The following is a 17,319-nucleotide window of genomic DNA, read 5'->3' as shown; positions in this document are numbered from 1 at the left end:
AAATCAAATTATACATTAATATATATGTATGAAATAATTATAAATAACTTTCTTTTAATCAAAACAACACTTAAAATAAACATTTAATAGTAATTAAAAACAGATAATTTAATATTATAAAAAATTATTTAGGTGATATGGTGGAAAATTTTGACGAATGGTTTCATGATATTTTAGAAAATGCAGATATAACCGATTCAAGATATCCTATTAAAGGAATGGCAGTTTGGAGGCCATATGGTTTCCAGATAAGAAAACATACAATGAAAATCATTAAAAAATTGTTGGATAAAGACCATGATGAAGTGCTGTTCCCAATGCTTATTCCAGAAACAGAACTTGCAAAAGAGGGAATTCATGTAAAAGGATTTGAAGATGAGGTATACTGGATTACAAAAGGAGGTCAAACCGAACTAAATGAACAATTAGCATTAAGACCAACCAGTGAAACTGCAATCTATCCAATGTATTCATTATGGATTAGAACACACATTGACCTTCCAATTAAAATGTATCAAATCGTCAACACTTTCAGATATGAGACAAAACACACTCGACCGTTAATACGTGTTCGTGAAATTACAACCTTTAAAGAAGCACATACCGCTCATGCGACAAAAGAGGAATCCGATGAACAGATTCAAGACTTTATTGAAATGTATAAAGAGTTCTTTGATGATTTGGGAATTCCATACTTAATTTCCAAAAGACCAGAATGGGACAAGTTCCCAGGTTCAGATTATACAATGGCTTTTGATGTGATAATGCCTAACGGAAAGACACTGCAAATCGGTACAATCCACAATTTAGGTCAAACATTTGCAAAAACATTTGATATCACCTTTGAAGATAAAGATGGAGAACATAAACTCGTTTATCAAACCTGTGCAGGAGTATCCGATAGAGTAATAGCATCAGTAATAGGAATTCATGGAGATGAAAAAGGATTGCGCCTGCCTCCAAAAGTATCCCCTAATCAAGTTACAATAATTCCAATTTTATTTAAAAAAGGCAAAGAAGAAGTTCTTGGCAAATGTTTAGAGATCAAAGAAACCTTAGAAGCCAATGGCATTAGAGTCAATATTGATGATAGAGACATCAGGCCTGGTAAAAAATTCAATGATTGGGAGTTAAAAGGAACACCAGTCAAACTTGAACTAGGGCCAAGAGATTTGGAAAACAATATTACAATAGCTATGAGCAGAGATACAGAAGAAAAACTCGAAATTGCATTGGATGAACACCTAGCTGATAATGTTATTGAATTACTAAATAAATCTTCAGATAACCTATCCAAACAGTCATGGGCATTCCAAGAGGAACATGTTAAATTTGCAAATAATTTAGATGAAATTCCAGAAATTGTTGAATCCGGCAATGTTGCTAAATTCTACTGGTGCGGAGAAGAGGAAATAGGACATGAAATTGAAGAAAAAACAGGCTATGACGTTTTAGGCATTCAGGAAGAAGTATCCGAAGGAAAATGCATAGCAAGTGGAAAAGATGCCAAATACACTGCACTGATAGCCAAAACATATTAGTGATATTATGGACGACATTTATGCAATAATTCCAGTATCCAAATTCAAAAATGCAAAAACAAGACTTTCCCCTTTTTTATCAGAAGAAGAGCGTGAAAAGCTTCTTAAAGTGATGCTGCATGATGTGACCGACACCTTAAAGAAATATGTCGACAAGATTTTCATCATAAGCAGGGATGAAGACGTTTTAAGCTATGCAGAAAGCCTTAATCTGGACACTATTTTAGAAGATGAAAATTCAAATTTAAACAAGGCATTGACTCAGGCAATGAAATACTGCAAAGGAAAGGTAAGGAAAGTCATCATTGTGCCTTCAGATGTGCCGTTGATTGGAAAGACCAACGTTCAAATGCTGATTGATGCATCCAAAAGCCTTGACTTTATCATTGTCCCATCAAAAGGTGGCGGAACCAACATGATAATCATGAAGCCAATGGCAATCCACACCAAATATGAAGGTTTCAGCTACAAGGAACATGTGAAAGCAGCTGAGAGGAAGAAACTTAATCCACAGGTTCACGATTCCTTTTTCATGGCATTGGACGTCAATACCGCTGAAGATTTGGGCGAAATCATGATTCACGGAGACAAAACCCATACCAGAAGGTATTTGAAGGAATTGAAAGTGCAATTTGAACCGTTCCGTGGATCTGAAAGAATTAAAGTTACCAGAAGGTGATTGGATGATTGTGATGTCCATTGCAGGAGTTGATCCCTCAGGAGGGGCAGGTGTTTTCGCTGATTTGAAAACATTTCAGGCAATAGGCGTTTATGGAACGGGCATCGTTACCTCTTTAACTGCACAAAATCCATATAAATTCTTCTCAACATTACCTATAACACCAGAATATATTGAAGAGCAAATCGATTCAGTCATGGATTCCTATGAAGTAGAATTCATAAAGACAGGGATGCTTTACTCACCAGAAATTATCGAACTGGTTTCTAAAAAGGTTAAAGAATACAATTTAAAGGCGATTGTTGACCCCGTAATGGTTGCAACTTCAGGAGGGAATTTAACCAAAGAGGATTTGGCTGAAGCGTTGAATAAATATTTACTCCCACAAGCCATTTTAACAACCCCAAATGTCAGCGAAGCTGAAAAGTTAACCTGTCTTGACATTAACACCAAAGAAGATGCGATTAAAGCTTCTAAAAATATTAAATGCAATAACATCATCACAGGAGGACACCTTGACGGCATTAACACCATCAACATTAACGGTGAAATCACAACAATAAAACAAGAGCTGATAAAAACAAACAATCTGCATGGTACAGGATGTACCCTATCAGCAGCAATTACAGCTTATTTAGCAAAAGATAATGATTTAAAAACAAGCATTATAAAATCCCTCGATTACGTTTATGAGGGAATAAAAAATGGAAATTATGGAACGTTAATAGCAAAAATATAACTATTATTCTTCCATATTTAATTTTTCTACAATTGATTCCTGAAGTTGGATGAACTCATCTGATTCTCTTTTTCTTGGCCTTTCAATACCCACTTCAATGATTTCTGCAATTCTACCAGGTTTTTTATCCATGATTACGATTTTATCTGCCAGATAGACCGCTTCATCGACATCGTGGGTTACAAAAACGATTGTATTTTCGAATCTTTTCCAAACGCCTATGAGCTGTTCCTGAAGCTTGTGTCTATTTTGCATATCCAATGCAGAAAACGGCTCATCCATGAGCAAGATAGGTGAATGGTTAAGCAAGGATCTAATAATTGCAACCCTTTGTTTCATACCACCTGAAAGTTCATGAGGATAGCTATCCTTAAAGTCAATTAACCCCACACTTGTAAGATATCTTTCTGCAGCCGCAATGTTTTCCGCCTTTGAACCTTGTTTTGTCATCTCCAAACCAAATGTTACATTCTGCAATACGGTCAGCCATGGGAACAAGGAGTATTGCTGGAAAATCACTGCCCTGTCACCGGACGGCTTTTTGACAACTTCCCCGTTTGCAACAATTTCACCAGCGGTAGGTTGGTCAAGGCCTGCAATAAGTCTTAAAAGGGTTGTCTTGCCACAACCTGACGGTCCCAATAGACAAACCAGCTCCCCATCATTTATAGTCAGATTAATATCCTCCAAAACGGACAGCTTTTCAGTTTTTTTACTTTCAAAGGATTTGTTAATATTTTTAACTTCAATTGACATTCATCACACCTACCAGAAAATCCTGTCTTGAGCTTTTGTAAATACAAAGTCAAAAGCGAGTCCAATCAAACCGATTACAAGCATACCTACAACAGTAGTACCTGTATCAAAGAGGTTTGTTGCTGTTAAAATCATATAACCCAAACCGCTGCTTGAACCAATCATTTCAGCGGAAATTGTACACATCAGTGCGATTCCAATACCCACCTTCAAACCGGAAACCACATACGGCACAGCAGAAGGCACAACCACACGTCTCAAGACATTCCAATCATTAGCACCCAAGGTTTGAGCGGATTCAACCAAAACCTTATCAGTTCTTTTTACCCCATCAATGGTGTATACTAAAATCGGAAATACACATCCCATGAATATGATGAATACTGCTGGAAATGTACCGATTCCAAACCATAAGATTGAAAAAGGAATCCATGCAACTGGAGGAATTGGCCTTAAAACACTTATTACAAAAGTACACAAATCTTCCAGGGTTTTATACCATCCAAGCAATATTCCAACAGGAATTGCCACGATAGATGCTAAAATCAAACCTGCAAAAACTTTAAATAAAGTATCAACAGTATTCTTAAGAAGTTTACCATTTTCAAGTACCACCCAAGCAGAATTTACCACATCAAGCGGACCTGGCAGGATATATGAAGAAAATAATCCTAAACCATTAGTTATTAAATACCAAAATAAGATTAAGATAATTGGTACGATTAATGGAATAAATTTGTTCTTGTAATTATCAAACATTTCATCACTTAATTAAAATTATTATACATATTTTAATTAGGTTATCATAATATAAAAACTTTAAAAAAAATAAAATGAAGTTTAAGCCACATCAACGGCTTCAACTTCAATGGTGTTATCATATTCTTCATCTTTTAAAACAGATTTTGTACTCATTGCACCGAAAAGCATTGTAGAGAAGTTATGTATCATTGAAGAGGTTGACGGAGGAATGACACCAAATACTCCTAAAACAAGAAGTGAACCGTTTACCGCTACAATATTTCGGTAGTTGGTGTTGATTTTATCCAACATTCCAACACTTAATTTTCTAAGTGTTACAAGGTCATGCAAATCATCGGACAACAATGATATGTCTGCAACTTCACGAGCTATATCGGAGGAATTTTTCATGGACACTGACACATCAGCAGCGGCAAGAGCAGGAGAATCATTGATTCCATCCCCTACCATTATTACGGTTTTTCCTTCTGCTTTAAGTTCTTCAACGATTCTTGACTTGTCTTCAGGAAGCACCTGAGAGCGATATTCCGTGATTCCCAGAGATTTGGCGCATGCATTAGCACCACTTTCACTATCTCCAGTAAGCATTATGACATTTTCAATACCAAATTTCTTGAGCTCTTCAATGACATATTTAGCCTCTTCACGTACGGGATCATCAATGCAGATTATTCCTTCAAGCTTTCCGTCAATGGCCAGGTAAACAACAGAGTGCTCCTTGGCCATTTTATTGATTTTCTTTTCCTGAGTCTTGGTTACCTTGACTTTCTCATCATCAAAGAGGAAGTGCCTTGAACCAATAACGGCACGTTTGCCTTCATATTCGGTTACAATACCATGAGCCACAATATATTCAACTTCACTGTGGTCTTCTTCATGCTTTAATCCTTCAGATTCAGCCTGTTTTACGATTGCAGATGCAATGCTGTGTGCAAAGTGCTCTTCAATGCAGGCGGCCATCCTTAAAATGTCGTCACGCTTGTATCTTCGAGACATCGGAATGACATCGACAACCTTTGGAGTTGCATTTGTCAGAGTTCCTGTCTTGTCAAACACGATTGTGTCGGCATTTGCATAGTTTTCAAGGAACTTTCCACCTTTTACCATCATTCTATTGTCTGACGCTTCACGCATTGCTGAAATGATGGATAGAGGTGTTGTCAGCTTAATGGCACATGAAAAGTCAACCATTAAAACAGATAACGCCTTTGTAGGGTTTCTTGTAATTAGATATGTTAAAGCCGTTGCAAGGAAGCTATACGGTACGATTGAATCGGCAAGCTTTTCAGCCTTGCTTTGAGTATCTGCTTTTAATTCCTCTGAGTTTTCAATCAAATCAATAATCTTGTTCAATCTGGTTTCATTATTCATTGAATAGACTTCAACAATAAGGTTTCCCTCTTCCACAACAGTGCCTGCATGCACTGTCTTTCCAGGCATCTTATGAATAGCCAACGGCTCTCCTGTCATTGATGCCTCATTAACCATTCCATCTCCTTCAATTACTTTTCCATCAACGGGTATCACGTCACCCATGTGGATTTTGATTCTGTCTCCCTTGTCAATGTCAACGGCAGGACACTGTTTTTCTTCACCGTCTTCTCCTACTACCCACACAGTGTCTATGTTTAAAGCCAAACTGTCTTTTAGAGTGCTTTTGGCTTTCTGTAGCGTGTAGTCCTCAAGTGCATCGGAGATTGACAATAAGAACATCATCGAACTTGCCGGTTTGTATTGCTTATGCAGCAATGCTCCAGCGACCGCTGCACCATCAAGAAGTGCAACATCACATCTGAAATCAGTCAAGCTGTCCAAACCATGCCAGATGTATTCCGCAGCATGATAGATTGTCAGTGCCTTTCTAATCGGCATCGGCAAGAACAGTCTGTGGATTGCCCTGTGGAAAATCATTTTGGACAATTTTAAATAGAAATCATCAGTGATTTCCTTTGAAACCTGAGTCTGTGTTGGTTCGGATTCAAACAAATCATCCAATGTGATGTCATCAAGGAAATCAAAAATCCTTTGCTTGTTTTCAATATCCCCATCATAATAAACAGTAATGCTTCCGTTTCTATGGGAAGTATAGACTTCATGGATGAAACTCTGATTTAAAAGTAATGAAGCAAGACCATAGCCCTCTTCTTTTGTGAAAGCCCATTGGCCTGATCGGACCCTTATACGAGACCCATTATCATACATTACTTGATATTTCATTTTATTAACCTAAAAATAGAATTATTCTTTAGCTTCTACGTAGATTTCTTTTTTGTTTTCTTCGTGAGCATCTATAACTATTTCTTCAGCGTTTTCTCTCATGTCTTGGAATGTTTCTTCAGCATCTTTTCTTACAGCCATTACGCTTGCCATTCCTTGAGTTGCAGCATCTTTAACTGTTTTTGATTCCAATACTTTTTTACCGACTATAGCGGTTGCGATTCCTGCTGCAAAAATTAATGCATGTTTATGCTCTACACATTTTTTTAAAATTTCATTACGAGTTACCATTTTTTCTACTCTCCATATTTATAAAAATAAAATGCTCAGCAATTAATATTTAGGCATACCTAATATTTAAAGTTTAGGTTTGCCTAAAGATACTATTAAATACTAAGAAAAAGGAAATATTGATTACTAGGTGAAACATTGAACATTCATGAAAAGTTTTTCTCAAAAATAGGATTATACTACCTGATATTTGCTGTATCTGCATTGATTATGCAAATTATTGCCGTTAATGTCATTGGCACTATAGACAATAGTTTGCTTACTGATTTCAATGTTTTAACAATCCTATCAGCAATATGCAATTATATCTTGCCGTTTCCGATATTATATTATCTGATGAAAAAAATAGAAATCCAGAAACTGGAAAAGGAAAGTCTGAGTTTAAAAACTTTTTTAGTTTACATATCAATAACATTAACGTTAATGTGGATTGGAAACATCATCGGACTTGCAATAACATCCGCAATAGGAACAATATTCCAAACAGACATCACAAACCCCGTTCAAACGCTAATCAACTCCTCAGACATTTGGCTGAACCTGCTTTTAATCAGCATCATAGGTCCAATATTTGAAGAGATCTTTTTCAGAAAATTCCTGATTGACCGAACAATAAAATATGGTGCCCGAGTTTCAATAATCATTTCAGCAGTTATTTTCGGATTTTTCCACGGAAACATCAGCCAATTCTTTTATGCGTTCCTATTAGGTGGATTTTTTGCATATATCTACATAAAAACAGGAAAAATAATTTACCCAATAATCCTGCACATCATCGTAAACCTCATGGGATCAGTCGTCAGCCTGTTTGTGGTTGAAAGCACCCAAGCAATAATCTCAAATGTATATTCATCTACAGACATTGCAATTGTAGTCACCTATGTATTGATTATCCTTTTAGCATTTTTAATAGGAGCCATAAGCCTTACAATGTATAAAAAAGCCAAATTCAATGGAGTAAAAACACAGATTTCACTGAAAAATCCGTTGAAAACAAGTCTGATAAACCCTGGAATGATTTTATTAATCATATTTTTCATTGCAGAAATCATCTACACATTAATTTATTAAACGGATTTAAACAATCCCCTCACCAAAAAGAACATTAAATTTTATTATCATGCCGATGCAATATTGATTTTAACATGAGAAATTGTTTTAGGGTCAAACCAACAATTATTTAAATCATTAAGTACAAAGGAATTCCCTATTAGAAAAATAGGGCAAATTACTTCGAAGTCAGAACAATTTTACGAAGTAAAAACAATTTTTCAAAGACAAAGCAATGGAGGAGGTATTATGCTAAAAAATTTGAATAATAATTATCAATTAATCTCACCAAACCAAGTCAATGATTTCATTAACAGTAATGAAAGAACAATAGAAATCATTAATGCAATGGAACCACCATTAAATAGCTTTTTTCCAGAAGCAGAACTATCATTGAAAGTTTGCGACAAGCTGAACTGGACAAGTGAAACCAAACTTTTATTAAATGTTAGAGTTGGGGAAGAAATGTTTTTTAATGGTCTTTTAGATCATTTCAATGAGATTTATGCTGAAATTGAACCACTAATAGAAGACATATTATGCCCAGTAGTTCTTTTTCCGGAAATTAAAAACAAAAGTTTTGATAAATTCACAGACAACAGTGCAATCAACTTAATTGCAAGAACAGCCTATTTCAACAATGATTATGACGGAAGCATTGAATGTGAAATTAACCTAAGGGACATTCCACGTGAACAACAAAAAGAAGAGATAATCAATTATTGTAAAACCCATGATGACATATGGGCTCCTGATATTGTTGATGAATTACTGCTAGACTATGATGATGTCTACGAAATTCTTGAAGAACTAGAAAAAGAAGGAAAAATTATAGAAATTGAATAAAAAGAGGTTTAAAAATGGGAACCCATTTCAAAAATGAAGATACCCTTAAAGGCGACACCATTAAATGTGAAGCAAGAAAAATAAATAAAAAGAAAAAGATTAGAAAAAGTGGCAGGCACAAAGCACAGGCAATACTTCTAAAAGATAATGCAGAATGCACCATTACAAAACCATCAAAACATTTTAAAAATGCAAATAAAAATAGTTAAGAGAAGAGATTAAGCTTTATCTTCTCTTTCCTCTTCAATAGCGTCAGTGACACTGTTCAATATTTGAAGTGATTTTGAAAATGCTGGCATACCAGAAGTTAACAATACAACCCTTAAAACATCCACAATTTCCTCTTTGGTAATGCCCAATACTTCAATTGCACTTCTGATTTGCTTTTTGGTAGCTCTTGGATCTGCACGGGAAGCAGTGATACCAATAGCAATTAACTTTTGAGTCTTATAATCCAAAACCTTACCGTCCCATACTGTTTCGTTGATGCTGGAAACCAACTCATACAAATCAGGATACTCATCTTTTAATTCTCGGATACCTTTACCGTAATATACATCTCCTTTCATATAATACCTCAATTATGTTAATTAATAATATTTTACTTTTTTAAATTATATATAATTAATAGCTACTTTTTCTTTTCATGAATATTAATTCAAAATATTTGTATAAAGTTGATTGAAAAATATGCATAAGTGGTAGAACTTTTCGTGAGTTTCAATGAAACTATGTTCTCTAACCTTTTTTACAACATCATTATCTTTAACATCACCAATCAACAATGGAGAATTCTGATTATGCAACTTCTGATTCCTTTAACTAGCTTTAAATTCGAATTTGCTACACCATCTACCCAAATACCTATTTAACAGATGATTCCCCGAACTGTAATTTAAACATTGAAAAGTATAGAATTATTTAAAAAATTTTAAATATTTTAAATATTATAATAACAAATCGGATTATATTTAGTTTTTTTAATTTTTTGATGAAATATAATTCATACATTTAGTTGGTGATTTAAATGAATATTAAAAAAGTTGTAGTAGCAGGCGGAGGAGTATTAGGCAGTCAGATTGCTTATCAATCCGCATTCTGTGGATTTGATGTGACCGTTTGGTTAAGAAGTGAAGGTTCAATTGAAAGAGCCAAACCTAAATTTGAAAGATTGTTGAACATCTATTTAGGCACACTTGAACAAATGAAAACCGATAAAACTGCATACTGTAGAGGATTTAGTAAAAAAACTGACCTAAGCAATGAAGAGATAGATTCTTTAAAAGAGCAAGCTCAAAAAGCATTTGACAGTTTGACATTAACTACAAGTTATGAAGAAGCAGCAAATGATGCTGACCTTGTAATTGAAGCAATTGCAGAAGATCCTAACCAAAAAATCGCATTTTATGAAGAGTTAGCTAAATATCTTCCAGAAAAAACAATTGTTGTGACAAACTCATCCACTTTACTTCCAAGCCAATTTGCAGAATACACCGGAAGACCTGAGAAGTATCTTGCATTCCACTTTGCAAATAACATATGGGCTCAAAACACTGCAGAAGTCATGCCACATCCTGGAACTGAACAAAAATACTTTGATGCCATTGTCCAGTTTGCAGAAGACATTAACATGGTTCCAATTAAAGTCTTAAAAGAACAACCAGGATACGTACTTAATTCATTGCTCGTTCCGTTCTTATCTGCAGGACAAGCATTATGGGCTGAAGAAGTTGCAGAACCAGAAACAATTGATCTGACCTGGAGACTTGCCACAGGTGCACCAAACGGACCATTCCAAATTTTAGATGTTGTAGGTCTTGTAACTGCATATAACATTATTATTATGGATCCTAGGTCCAAAGACCCTGAGACAACCCAAGGCAAAATTGCCCTAAAACTTAAAGAAAAAATAGATGCCGGTGAAACTGGTATCAATGCGAGTAAAGGTTTCTACGAATACTAAATGATTATATCATTTATTTTTTTCTTTTTATTTTAGAATCGGTCTAATGATATCAAAATTATAATAATTGGGTTTGAGAATCAATATGACTCATGAAATAGTTATACCACTATCGAAAATTTGAAGATGGGACGCAAAATTTTTTAACTAATTTCTATTTTTAGAAAAAATTTTGTTGTTTTTTATTTTTAGTTATTTTTCATGTTTATTTCATTATAGATTCTTTTTAGGTTGTGCCCAATTGCGTATAGTTTGAATTCAGTATTTACTTGTTTTAATCCTGTTGTTGTGAATTCTGTCAAGTGCATGTTTTGTTTCATGTTTGCAAATGGTAATTCAGCTATTTTTGATCTTAATTTGTAGATTTCTTGCGCTTCAGGAGTTTCCATTTTCCGTTGCATTCTGATTTTGGAAGGATTTCCGTAATCGCTAATCGTTTTATATCGTTGGCTTTTTGCGCAATACTCTTGTACAGGACATGATTTGCATTCTTTTGTCCAATGAGCAATTCTTGGTTTGTCTTTGTATTCGTATTCTTTCACACAGTACAATGGTTGTCCTAATGGGCAAATATATGTTCTTATTTCGTTATCGTAATTGAAATTATCCTTTGAAAATGGTTTTTCGGCTAAATTATATTTCTTTTCTTTTCTTGCGAGTTTTCGTGAAGATATTTAACCATCTAATCCTTCTTGTTCGAGATATTCTGCATTTATGTCAGTGGAATATCCATTATCAGCGCTTACTTGGAAATTAGATGGTATTTCATTGTATATTTCACTTAAATTTGATTTTACTTGTTCTATTGCTGGAATAAGTTCGTGATGATCGCTTGGATTATTGGTAACGTGTGATGCGATTATTATTCCTTTGTGTTCGTCTACTGCGATTTGTGCATTGTAATCAAATTCCCATCGTCCTTTTTTATTCTTCATGAACCTTGCATCAGAGTCATTTATGCTAATAACGTCTTTTTCAGAGTCATTGAGTTTTTCTTCAAGTTTTTCAACCTTTTTGAGAATTTTTTCTGGATTTTCTTCAGCTTGCTTTAAGAGCTTTTTACTGGAAGCTCTTAATTTTTCTTTGTTCCTATCATCTTTAGAAGATTTATTGACTTTTTCAAAGACTTCTTTGAATTTTTCTTCATCAGTTAATGTTTCTGGAACACTGTTTCCTGATTCTTCACCTAATTCTTCGTCTTCTTCTTCGTCTAATTTAATGCTTTTTTCAAGATGTTGTTTCATTATTTTTAATTGCTGTTCGTTTGTCAATTTGTTAATTGATGTTTTTACTTTTATTTTAGTCCCATCAACACTTACATGATGGATTTTAACTAAATCTTCTTCGGTTGCAATTTTTATAGTCATTTTGAAAGCTTCATCAATCAGATCAGAATAATCGCGCTTAAATCTCAAAATTGTACGATAACTAGGATGCTGCATGCCTGCTAAGTACATATAACCAACATCAGTTTGAGTTCTTCGCTCAATCTCACGTGAGGATAACCCTCCATCAAAAACACTCATCAAAACTAGTCTAAGCAATAATTCACGAGGATACGCAAATTCACCAGGCGTATCAGCAAACTCACGGTTCGCTTTGGAACAATCAATATAATCAGCCACATTTTTAATAAAATAACACGGATGGTCTTTTGGAATCAATTTCCTCAAGTCCATAGGCACCAACATGGTCTGATTAATAGTATCATCTCTTAAAACCATAAATAAAACAACCATAAAGATTTATATCTATAATAATAGATTGTACTTCATAGTATATAAAATTAAAGGAAAAATAAGTAAAAAAAATTTAAAAATTAGTGAGTTCGTGTCCCACCCTCAAGTTAAAATAAAAAAAATAGTGTAGATGCATGATGCATCTACTTGATTCGGATTTTCACTTTTTTAGTCACTTTATTGTAGTACTTGCTGCCCTTGTAGGATACTTTAGCCTTATAATTTCCTTTCTTGGTCAATTTCTTGATTTTAAAGGTTGCCTTACCCTTGCTGTTGGTTTTGGCCTTGAAGGTTTTCTTGCCGATTTTAATGGTGACCTTTGCCTTCTTGATTGCCTTTCCAACATTGTTTTTAAGAACAATACTGTACTTCTTGACCTTAACTGACCTTTTAAAGGTTTTCTTTTTGGCAGTCAGTTTAGGAGTGGCCTTCTTAACGGTGACTTTAATATCCTTAGCGGACTTGTCATAAACGGCATCTCCGTTGAATGCTACCTTGGCAGTGTATGCTTTAGGAGCAAGCCCTTTAGTGGAAACCTTAATCTGACCGTTACTGTCGGTAGTGTAGGTTTTAGCACCGTTCAAGTTAACAGTCACCTTAACGCCGCTTAAAGCCTTGCCGGTACCGTCCTTTAATGTGATTACAAGATATTTGTTCACATTATATGTGGCAGTTATTGCAGATCCGGTTATTTCTGTTTTGATTTTATTTACGACTATAGTTCCATTGCGGACGATTACATTGTATGGTCCGTTGAATAATGCGCTGACCTTGTAAGTGCCGAAATCATCAAATGTGTGCATTGCCCACCAGGTTCCATTACCTGCATAACTTGCGTAGAGTTCTTGACCGTCAACCCTGAAAATCATTTCACCAGACATATACTCTTCAAATATGTCAGATTTTGCAGTTATGTTGACTGTAAAGTCGTTGGTTGTGATATCAGTCATGTTTAAGCTTAACTGCCTGCTTGTGAAAAATGTTTTTCCAGAGAAGTAGTATGAATCCTCATCGTGGCTTACGGTTATACTATACTCTCTGACATTTTCAAGGACTATTTTACCCTCAGCGTCAGTGCTTCTAGTTATATTGACTTCAACACCGTCGACAACACCCCTAACAGTAACGTTCTGGCCGGCTTGTGTATATAACATGACAGGCACAATAGTGGAATCACCAGTGTTCTCAATACCGCTTGCTCCCCAGTAGGTAACGTTTGTGACATTGACATCCCCTTTCAGTCTGGACAATATTGCATTAAAAAGGTTATTGTTACCATGGAAAGCAATTTCAATATTAGTTCCATTGACTGTTAAAGTAAATGGGGCTATAGAATCCATATTTGCCTTATTGTTCAGGAATGTGGAGTGGGAAATGGACCTGACGTGTTTGGATTCGTGGAGATTCCAGAAGTAAATTGCAGAACCTACACCGGCCTCATTGCCTATGAAATCACAATTTACCACAGTGGCATTGCCGTTGATGTAAACAGCACCACCATCACCACTGTATCTCCCATTACTTGCAATGTTGTTGGTGAAATTGGAATTTTCAATATTGCAGGAACCAGTATAGAAAGCACCGCCCTCTACTGATGCACGGTTGGCTGTGAAATTACAATCAGCGATATTAACGGTCCTGTCAGATGAGACAGCTCCACCAAATTCTGCGGAGTTATCTTCAAACCTGCAGTTGGTCACATTACCGGAATTTTCAATTAAGACAGCACCTCCCATACTGCCAACACCGCTTGCCTTGTTGGCTTTGAAAACGCTACCGATCACATTACCTGAAATCATGGATATGGCACCGCCACCATCATATTCAGCAACAGCCTCATTGTTAGTGAAAATACAGTTTGAAACTTCACCAGTGCCGTTAAAGTAAATTGCACCGCCCATTACGGCAATATTGTCCCTAAATGAAACATCACTGATAATTCCGTCATAAGCAGCTATTGCACCACCAAATCTTGCGGAATTGCCTATGAATTCACCGTTGAATACTACATTTTCAAAGGTTTTGAAGAAATTCACTCCTCCGCCGGTAGGGGAAGTGTTGTTTATAAAGTTAGAGTTGAATGTGATGTTGGAAGGACTTTCACGGTAGTTTACGCCTCCACCGTTCAGGTTTGCAGTGTTGTTAATGAAATCACAAGTGAAAATGCTGTTGGTGGATACGTTCTTGAATGTTATTGCCCCTCCGTTTCCGACTGTCGGATCAAGCAGACCTAAAGCACTGTTGTTGATGAAAATGCCTGAGAAGTTGTTTTTATCGGTTGTGCTGTAGAAAAACATTGCTCCACCACAGGATTTGGCAGTGTTGTTTATAAATTCGCCTTCAATCTTATTGCCGTTTGCATTCTTGTAGAAAAACATTCCTGCGCCGTAGCCTGCGGTGTTGTCCTTGAAAATGCCATCGAAAGTATTGTTTTCGACTGAATTGCGGAAGAATATTGCTCCACCGCTTTGTCCTGCATGATTATTATAGAATTGGCCTGAGAAATTGTTGTTGGTTGATTTTTCACCAACATATATTGCACCACCAGTTCTAGTTGCCTTGTTGGCTGTGAAAATAGAATTTATAACATCTCCTGCCTCATCAAAGCAAATTGCTCCACCAGAACTTTTCTCACCATTCGCTTCATTGCCGATGAAATTAGAGTTTGAAACTGTACCATCATTATAGAAGTAAACCGCACCACCAGTAACTCCAGCCTCATTATCATAGAAGTTACAATCGCTTAGAGTACCATTATCATAGAAGTGAACCGCTCCACCATCAGTGGATACATGGTTATTGGTGAAATTGGAATATGATACATTGCCCCCCTCATATAAGAGGACTGCTCCGCCCCCAACACCGTCGCCGGTTGCTTTGTTGCCGATGAAATTGGAGAATGTCACATTACCTGGGGAGCCTAAGTAGACTGCACCACCTTCCAATGTTGCAGTGTTGTCAGTGAAATTACACCTTGTCACAGTAGCTTCACCGTTGATTCTGACAGCTCCGCCAATGTGTGCAGTGTTGCCGGTGAAACTGGAATCACTCACAGTACCGTAAATCATCATTAAAGCGCCAGCAAATTCAAAACCAGTGTTATTAATAAAAACACAATCCCTCACTTCACCAGTGCCAAAAATGTAAACCGCACCACCATAGTCTGCAGTGTTGTTAGTGAAATTACAATTCTCAACCACAGCGGATCCTTTGAAATAAACTGCTCCACCCTCATCTTCAGCATGATTGGCCTTGAATGAAACATTCCTGATGATTCCATCTACAGTGGCGATTGCACCACCTTTATCTGCTGAGTTGCCGATGAACTCTCCATTGAATACGACATTCTCGAATGTTTCAAAGAAATTGACTCCTCCGCCGGTAGGGGAAGTGTTGTTTATGAAGTTAGAGTTGAATGTGATGTTGGAAGGACTTTCACGGTAGTTTACGCCTCCACCGTTCAGGTTTGCAGTGTTGTTAATGAAATCACAAGTGAAAATGCTGTTGGTGGATACGTTCTTGAATGTTATTGCCCCTCCGTTTCCGACTGTCGGATCAAGCAGACCTAAAGCACTGTTGTTGATGAAAATGCCTGAGAAGTTGTTTTTATCGGTTGTGCTGTAGAAAAACATTGCTCCACCACAGGATTTGGCAGTGTTGTTTATAAATTCGCCTTCAATCTTATTGCCGTTTGCATTCTTGTAGAAAAACATTCCTGCGCCGTAGCCTGCGGTGTTGTCCTTGAAAATGCCATCGAAAGTATTGTTTTCGACTGAATTGCGGAAGAATATTGCTCCACCGCTTTGTCCTGCATGATTATTATAGAATTGGCCTGAGAAATTGTTGTTGGTTGATTTTTCACCAACATATATTGCACCACCAGTTCTGGCTGCCTTGTTGGCTGTGAAAATAGAATTTATCACATTACCTGAATCCATACTGACCGCACCACCAGAAGAAGAAGCAGTGTTACCGGCAAAATAACAATCGGCCACATTACCGATACTCCAGAAGCAAACTGCACCACCATCTACAGAAGCAGTATTGTTAATAAAATTACAATATGTCACATTACCAGTAGCATCTTCATTAAAGAAAACGGCACCACCATCTATAGAAACACTGTTGTTAGTAAAATTACAATTTATCACTTCACCATTACCAGCAAAGTAAACTGCACCACCCTCTTCAGAAGCAGTGTTGTTGATAAAATTACAGTTTTTCACACTACCTTGGTCCAAGAAGAAAACTGCACCGCCCCAAGCGTAATTTGCCCTGTTGTTGGTAAAATTACAATTTTCAACAGTGCCGGAACAATTGAAGTAGACTGCACCGCCATCCTCATTTGCGGTGTTGTTTATGAAATTACAATTTTCAACAATACCAGTTCTATTGAAGTAAACTGCGCCTCCGTTTTGTGAGTATCCGTTTGTGAAGCACATGTTTTTAAGTGTAACATTGTCTGCAGTTATATAAAATATTTTTGATAGTTTTCTTGCATCTAATGTTGCATTATTTGTTCCAATTAATGTTAAACTTTTTGTAATTCTGATTGGTATTCCAAAACCATAATATAATCCATCTATAAAGATTGTATCCCCACTATCGGCCTTGTCTATTAAATTTTGAACATATGTGAAATTATTACTCTGCATAACATCATTAACATCCAAAATATTATTAGACAAAGTAACATTTCCAGTCACTGAATGAATTGCGCCTTCACTTATATAATT

The 17,319-nt window shown here is 36.1% G+C and carries 15 protein-coding genes; 7 read left to right on the top strand and 8 right to left on the bottom strand.

Going from position 1 to position 17,319, the window contains the following annotated elements:
• Positions 1 to 137: 137 nt before the first annotated feature.
• From proS to thiD, 3 genes are read left to right on the top strand one after another with little or no spacing between them, the layout of a single operon-like run.
• Positions 138 to 1,541: a proline--tRNA ligase gene (gene proS, locus Q0W26_RS08015; protein WP_298523759.1), complete on the top strand. Its 1,404-nt coding sequence runs from the start codon at positions 138 to 140 to the stop codon at positions 1,539 to 1,541.
• A 7-nt stretch (positions 1,542 to 1,548) separates the two neighbouring features.
• A complete protein-coding gene (cofC, locus tag Q0W26_RS08010; protein WP_298523758.1) occupies positions 1,549 to 2,220 on the top strand; it encodes a 2-phospho-L-lactate guanylyltransferase in 672 nt (223 codons plus the stop codon).
• Between the two features lie 4 nt (positions 2,221 to 2,224).
• The gene (gene thiD, locus Q0W26_RS08005) at positions 2,225 to 2,959 is read left to right on the top strand and encodes a bifunctional hydroxymethylpyrimidine kinase/phosphomethylpyrimidine kinase (RefSeq protein WP_298523757.1); all 735 of its coding nucleotides are present in this window, start codon (positions 2,225 to 2,227) and stop codon (positions 2,957 to 2,959) included.
• 3 nt (positions 2,960 to 2,962) lie between these two features.
• Here thiD and Q0W26_RS08000 read toward each other — a convergent pair whose 3' ends face one another.
• The 4 genes from Q0W26_RS08000 to Q0W26_RS07985 form a co-directional block, all read right to left on the bottom strand.
• The gene (locus tag Q0W26_RS08000; protein WP_298523756.1) at positions 2,963 to 3,715 is read right to left on the bottom strand and encodes an ABC transporter ATP-binding protein; all 753 of its coding nucleotides are present in this window, start codon (positions 3,713 to 3,715) and stop codon (positions 2,963 to 2,965) included.
• A gap of 9 nt (positions 3,716 to 3,724) precedes the next feature.
• Positions 3,725 to 4,474: an ABC transporter permease gene (locus Q0W26_RS07995; protein WP_298523755.1), complete on the bottom strand. Its 750-nt coding sequence runs from the start codon at positions 4,472 to 4,474 to the stop codon at positions 3,725 to 3,727.
• Between the two features lie 81 nt (positions 4,475 to 4,555).
• Positions 4,556 to 6,694 carry a heavy metal translocating P-type ATPase gene (locus tag Q0W26_RS07990; protein WP_298523754.1) on the bottom strand — a complete coding sequence of 713 codons (2,139 nt, stop codon included), beginning with the start codon at positions 6,692 to 6,694 and terminating at the stop codon, positions 4,556 to 4,558.
• 21 nt (positions 6,695 to 6,715) lie between these two features.
• Entirely contained in the window at positions 6,716 to 6,985 is a 270-nt protein-coding gene (locus Q0W26_RS07985; protein WP_298523753.1) for a DUF6110 family protein, read from the bottom strand.
• A gap of 138 nt (positions 6,986 to 7,123) precedes the next feature.
• On the opposite strand from Q0W26_RS07985, the gene Q0W26_RS07980 reads away from it, so the two are divergent.
• From Q0W26_RS07980 to Q0W26_RS07970, 3 genes are all read left to right on the top strand, one after another.
• Positions 7,124 to 8,056 carry a CPBP family intramembrane glutamic endopeptidase gene (locus tag Q0W26_RS07980; RefSeq protein ID WP_298523752.1) on the top strand — a complete coding sequence of 311 codons (933 nt, stop codon included), beginning with the start codon at positions 7,124 to 7,126 and terminating at the stop codon, positions 8,054 to 8,056.
• Between the two features lie 228 nt (positions 8,057 to 8,284).
• A complete protein-coding gene (locus Q0W26_RS07975; RefSeq protein WP_298523751.1) occupies positions 8,285 to 8,881 on the top strand; it encodes a hypothetical protein in 597 nt (198 codons plus the stop codon).
• Positions 8,882 to 8,895: 14 nt separating this feature from the next.
• Positions 8,896 to 9,090, top strand: a complete 195-nt coding sequence (locus tag Q0W26_RS07970) for a hypothetical protein (RefSeq protein ID WP_298523750.1) — start codon at positions 8,896 to 8,898, stop codon at positions 9,088 to 9,090.
• 9 nt (positions 9,091 to 9,099) lie between these two features.
• On the opposite strand, the gene Q0W26_RS07965 is transcribed toward Q0W26_RS07970, so the two are convergent.
• Complete coding sequence (locus tag Q0W26_RS07965; protein WP_298523749.1) at positions 9,100 to 9,450, bottom strand: carboxymuconolactone decarboxylase family protein; 351 nt, start codon at positions 9,448 to 9,450, stop codon at positions 9,100 to 9,102.
• Positions 9,451 to 9,908: 458 nt separating this feature from the next.
• On the opposite strand from Q0W26_RS07965, the gene Q0W26_RS07960 reads away from it, so the two are divergent.
• A complete protein-coding gene (locus tag Q0W26_RS07960) occupies positions 9,909 to 10,844 on the top strand; it encodes a 3-hydroxyacyl-CoA dehydrogenase (protein WP_298523748.1) in 936 nt (311 codons plus the stop codon).
• Positions 10,845 to 11,032: 188 nt separating this feature from the next.
• On the opposite strand, the gene Q0W26_RS07955 is transcribed toward Q0W26_RS07960, so the two are convergent.
• The 3 genes from Q0W26_RS07955 to Q0W26_RS07945 form a co-directional block, all read right to left on the bottom strand.
• Positions 11,033 to 11,416: a transposase gene (locus tag Q0W26_RS07955; protein ID WP_298523760.1), complete on the bottom strand. Its 384-nt coding sequence runs from the start codon at positions 11,414 to 11,416 to the stop codon at positions 11,033 to 11,035.
• Between the two features lie 102 nt (positions 11,417 to 11,518).
• Complete coding sequence (locus tag Q0W26_RS07950; protein WP_298523747.1) at positions 11,519 to 12,568, bottom strand: transposase; 1,050 nt, start codon at positions 12,566 to 12,568, stop codon at positions 11,519 to 11,521.
• 158 nt (positions 12,569 to 12,726) lie between these two features.
• Positions 12,727 to 17,271, bottom strand: coding sequence for a right-handed parallel beta-helix repeat-containing protein (locus Q0W26_RS07945; protein WP_298523746.1), 4,545 nt, complete (start codon positions 17,269 to 17,271; stop codon positions 12,727 to 12,729).
• Positions 17,272 to 17,319 lie beyond the last annotated feature (48 nt).

It is taken from the genome of uncultured Methanobrevibacter sp., from assembly GCF_947169325.1.
Taxonomy (GTDB): Archaea; Methanobacteriota; Methanobacteria; order Methanobacteriales; family Methanobacteriaceae; genus Methanocatella.
This window is presented reverse-complemented; position numbering and strand designations above follow the sequence as displayed.

What these genes read in the sequence shown, in the direction of transcription:
- proS (WP_298523759.1), top strand. Translation starts at nt 138, where the DNA reads ATGGTGGAAAATTTTGACGAATGGTTTCATGATATTTTAGAAAATGCA.
- cofC (WP_298523758.1), top strand. Translation starts at nt 1,549, where the DNA reads ATGGACGACATTTATGCAATAATTCCAGTATCCAAATTCAAAAATGCA.
- thiD (WP_298523757.1), top strand. Translation starts at nt 2,225, where the DNA reads ATGATTGTGATGTCCATTGCAGGAGTTGATCCCTCAGGAGGGGCAGGT.
- Q0W26_RS08000 (WP_298523756.1), bottom strand. Translation starts at nt 3,715, where the DNA reads ATGTCAATTGAAGTTAAAAATATTAACAAATCCTTTGAAAGTAAAAAA.
- Q0W26_RS07995 (WP_298523755.1), bottom strand. Translation starts at nt 4,474, where the DNA reads ATGTTTGATAATTACAAGAACAAATTTATTCCATTAATCGTACCAATT.
- Q0W26_RS07990 (WP_298523754.1), bottom strand. Translation starts at nt 6,694, where the DNA reads ATGAAATATCAAGTAATGTATGATAATGGGTCTCGTATAAGGGTCCGA.
- Q0W26_RS07985 (WP_298523753.1), bottom strand. Translation starts at nt 6,985, where the DNA reads ATGGTAACTCGTAATGAAATTTTAAAAAAATGTGTAGAGCATAAACAT.
- Q0W26_RS07975 (WP_298523751.1), top strand. Translation starts at nt 8,285, where the DNA reads ATGCTAAAAAATTTGAATAATAATTATCAATTAATCTCACCAAACCAA.
- Q0W26_RS07970 (WP_298523750.1), top strand. Translation starts at nt 8,896, where the DNA reads ATGGGAACCCATTTCAAAAATGAAGATACCCTTAAAGGCGACACCATT.
- Q0W26_RS07965 (WP_298523749.1), bottom strand. Translation starts at nt 9,450, where the DNA reads ATGAAAGGAGATGTATATTACGGTAAAGGTATCCGAGAATTAAAAGAT.
- Q0W26_RS07960 (WP_298523748.1), top strand. Translation starts at nt 9,909, where the DNA reads ATGAATATTAAAAAAGTTGTAGTAGCAGGCGGAGGAGTATTAGGCAGT.
- Q0W26_RS07950 (WP_298523747.1), bottom strand. Translation starts at nt 12,568, where the DNA reads ATGGTTTTAAGAGATGATACTATTAATCAGACCATGTTGGTGCCTATG.